Source organism: Pseudomonas sp. P5_B2 (genome assembly GCF_056400445.1).
The window spans coordinates 1-3,711 of sequence record NZ_JBFULH010000410.1; the positions used below are offsets into that span (position 1 = coordinate 1).

Here is a 3,711-nt window from a genome sequence, read left to right on the forward strand (position 1 = left end):
ATGCCGCGCACTGTGTCGGCCATCGCTAGCTGGGACGGCCGAGGCCTGCCTGCTGAACCGGTTTACAAAGCGGCCAGCGAAGACCTCGCCGAAGCCCGCAAGAATCAAACCCTGGGTGATTTGTCCAAGCGCTTGAACATGGAACTGGCCGGCTACCGCAGCCTGCTGACCAAAACCGCCCGCGCCTTGCCGTTCGCCACTGAACCGGCCTCCTATAAAGAAGCGCTGGAAGGTCTCGACGAGCGTTGGGGCGACCCGGCCTATTGGCAGGCCGTGCGCCGCAACGTCAGCAGCATTACTCCTTACTATCTGCTGGCGGCGGTCGATCATCGTATCGATGACTTCGGCGAACTGGCCCCGGCCACACCCGACCAGGCGATCTACCTCGACATCTTCGCCCGGACCTTCTGGATGGGCCTGGTCATTACGGTGATCTGCCTGGTGCTGGCGTATCCATTGGCTTATCTGCTGGCGAACCTGCCTTCGCGTCAAAGCAACCTGTTGATGATTCTGGTCCTGCTGCCGTTCTGGACCTCGATCCTGGTACGCGTCGCCGCCTGGATCGTGTTGCTGCAATCGGGCGGCCTGATCAACAGCGGCCTGATGGCCATGGGCATCATCGATAAACCACTGGAGCTGGTGTTCAACCGTACCGGCGTCTACATCTCCATGGTGCACATCCTGCTGCCGTTCATGATTTTGCCGATCTACAGCGTCATGAAAGGTATCTCGCCGACGTACATGCGCGCCGCGATTTCCCTCGGCTGCCACCCGTTCGCCAGTTTCTGGCGGGTGTATTTCCCGCAGACCTATGCCGGTGTCGGCGCCGGTTGCCTGTTGGTGTTCATCCTCGCCATCGGCTACTACATCACCCCGGCGTTGCTGGGCAGCCCGAACGATCAGATGGTCAGCTACTTTGTCGCCTTCTACACCAACACCAGCATCAACTGGGGCATGGCGACCGCACTGGGCGGGTTGCTGTTGCTGGCGACCGTGGTGCTTTATCTGATTTACAGCTGGCTGGTGGGCGCCAGTCGACTGCGTCTGAGCTAAGGGGAGAACGAAATGCTGAGTCCTTATATGTCGCCTGTTGAGCGGGTGTGGTTCTACAGTTTGCGGATTCTCTGCGGCCTGGTTTTGCTGTTCCTGATTTTGCCGGTGCTGGTGATTATTCCGCTGTCGTTCAACTCGGGCAGTTTCCTGGTGTACCCGCTGCAAGGCTTCTCGCTGCACTGGTATCAGGACTTCTTCGGCTCGGCCGAATGGATGCGCGCCCTGAAGAACAGCATCATTGTTGCCCCGGCAGCGACGGTGTTGGCGATGATCTTCGGTACGCTCGCGGCGATTGGCCTGACGCGCGGCGATTTTCCTGGCAAGCCACTGGTCATGGCGTTGGTGATTTCGCCGATGGTGGTACCGGTAGTGATCATCGGTGTGGCGAGTTACCTGTTCTTCGCCCCGTTGGGGTTGGGCAACAGCTTCTTCTCGCTGATCGTGGTGCATGCGGTGTTGGGTGTGCCGTTTGTGATCATCACCGTGTCGGCGACATTGCAGGGGTTCAACCAGAACCTGGTGCGCGCTGCTGCAAGCCTCGGTGCCTCGCCACTGACGGCGTTTCGCCGGGTGACGTTGCCGTTGATTGCACCGGGCGTGATCTCCGGTGCGCTGTTTGCCTTTGCGACCTCGTTCGATGAAGTGGTGGTGACGCTGTTCCTCGCAGGTCCGGAACAAGCGACCTTGCCACGGCAGATGTTCAGCGGGATTCGCGAAAACCTCAGCCCGACGATTGCGGCCGCAGCGACCTTGTTGATTGCCTTCTCGGTGATCCTGCTGCTGACCCTGGAATGGCTGCGCGGGCGCAGCGAAAAACTGCGCACTGCCCAAGTCTAAAACCACACACCACCCCCTGTGGGAGCGAGCGTGCTCGCGATAGCAGACTATCAGTCGACATCCATGTTGAATGTCAGTCCCTCATCGCGAGCAGGCTCGCTCCCACAGGGGGGTATGGTGTTTTCGGGATCAGTGTTCATTCATGTCCTGAATAGCAGACAAACGTCAGTCCCCAGCTACTATTGTGCCCAGCTCCCCTATCTATAAGAGGCTGCGCACGATGAGTCTTTCCTCTTTCAAAATCGCCCACAAACTGATCACCGGCGCAGGTGCCATCGAGCAGCTCGCTGCTGAACTGACGCGTCTTGATGTCGATAACCCACTGATCGTTACCGATGCGGCCCTGGTCATGTCCGGCACAGTCGAGTTGGCGCTGGCTCATTTGGGAGATCGCACCTACGAAATTTTCGACCGGGTCCTGCCAGACCCGGAAATCGCCATCGTCGAGGACTGCATGCGGGTGTACCGCGACGGCGGGCATGACGGCTTGATCGGTCTGGGCGGCGGCAGTGCCATCGACATTGCCAAGAGCGTGGCGGCGTACGCCGGTTACCACGGTGCGCTGGAAGATCTGTTCGGTGTCGATCAGGTGCCGCGCAAAGGTCCGCCGCTGATTGCCATCCCGACCACCGCGGGCACCGGTTCGGAAGTCACCAACGTGGCGATCCTTTCCGACAAGGTCGCGCAGCTGAAAAAAGGCATCGTCAGCGACTATCTATTACCCGACGTGGCGCTGGTCAGTCCGCAAATGACCCTGACTTGTCCGCGCAGTGTCACTGCCGCCAGCGGCGTCGATGCACTGGTGCATGCCATCGAGTCCTATCTGTCGGTCAATGCCTCGCCGATCACCGATGCCCTCGCCATCGGCGCTATCAAGTTGATCGCCARGGCGCTGCCCAAGGCCTATGCCAATCCATCCAACCTGCAAGCCCGCGAAGACATGGCCACCGCCAGCCTGATGGCGGGCATGGCGTTCGGCAATGCCGGGGTTGGCGCGGTGCATGCGTTGGCGTATCCGCTGGGCGGACGCTTCAATATCGCCCACGGTGTCAGCAACGCCCTGTTGCTGCCCTATGTCATGACTTGGAACAAGATGGCCTGCGTAGAGCGCATGCAAGATATCGCCGAGGCCATGGGGGTGAAGACCGCTCATCTGAGTGCCAACGAAGCGGCGGACAAAGCCGTGGAGGCGATGACCGAGTTGTGTGCTGCGGTGGAGATTCCGCAAGGGCTGCACAGCTTCGGTGTACCGGAGGACGCGATTCCTTCCATGGCCGTCGAGGCTGCGGGGATTGAGCGCCTGATGCGCAATAATCCACGCAAGCTGAGCGCCGTCGATATCGAGAAGATCTACCGAGCGGCGTACTAGAGCCTCCCGTGACTTAATGATCGAAGGCAGGCCCAATCATCGCGGTCACAGTGCGCGCGCCAAAGTATGAGGTATACAATGCGCGCCATCGTGATTCCGCTCAAAAAGGTGCGTCATGCAGCCCTTCGTCATTGCTCCGTCGATTCTCTCCGCCGACTTCGCCCGCCTGGGTGAAGAAGTGGACAACGTCCTGGCCGCCGGTGCCGACTTCGTGCACTTCGATGTCATGGACAACCACTACGTGCCMAACCTGACCATCGGYCCGATGGTMTGCGCGGCRYTGCGCAAGTACGGCGTGACCGCGCCRATCGACGCGCACCTGATGGTCAGCCCGGTAGACCGCATCGTTGGTGACTTCATCGAAGCCGGCGCGACCTACATCACCTTCCACCCGGAAGCCTCGCAGCACGTCGATCGTTCCCTGCAACTGATCCGCGAAGGCGGCTGCAAGT

4 protein-coding genes are annotated in these 3,711 nt (G+C 60.2%); all 4 read left to right on the top strand.

The genetic code is table 11. The annotated features are described in order from the left end of the window. The coding region (locus AC1DRJ_RS21465; RefSeq protein WP_477803906.1) for an ABC transporter permease at window positions 1-1,053 on the top strand (1,053 nt) is incomplete at its 5' end. Between the two features lie 12 nt (window positions 1,054-1,065). Further along, window positions 1,066-1,890 (top strand): ABC transporter permease, encoded by an 825-nt coding sequence (locus tag AC1DRJ_RS21470; protein ID WP_310349771.1) that lies wholly within the window; start codon window positions 1,066-1,068, stop codon window positions 1,888-1,890. A gap of 220 nt (window positions 1,891-2,110) precedes the next feature. After that, window positions 2,111-3,259: an iron-containing alcohol dehydrogenase gene (locus AC1DRJ_RS21475; protein WP_477803907.1), complete on the top strand. Its 1,149-nt coding sequence runs from the start codon at window positions 2,111-2,113 to the stop codon at window positions 3,257-3,259. A gap of 115 nt (window positions 3,260-3,374) precedes the next feature. Further along, window positions 3,375-3,711, top strand: a 337-nt coding sequence (locus AC1DRJ_RS21480; RefSeq protein ID WP_477803908.1) for a ribulose-phosphate 3-epimerase, incomplete at its 3' end; no start/stop codon positions are given.

Coding starts and splice junctions, on each gene's coding strand:
- AC1DRJ_RS21470 (WP_310349771.1), top strand. CDS start 1,066: ATGCTGAGTCCTTATATGTCGCCTGTTGAGCGGGTGTGGTTCTACAGT.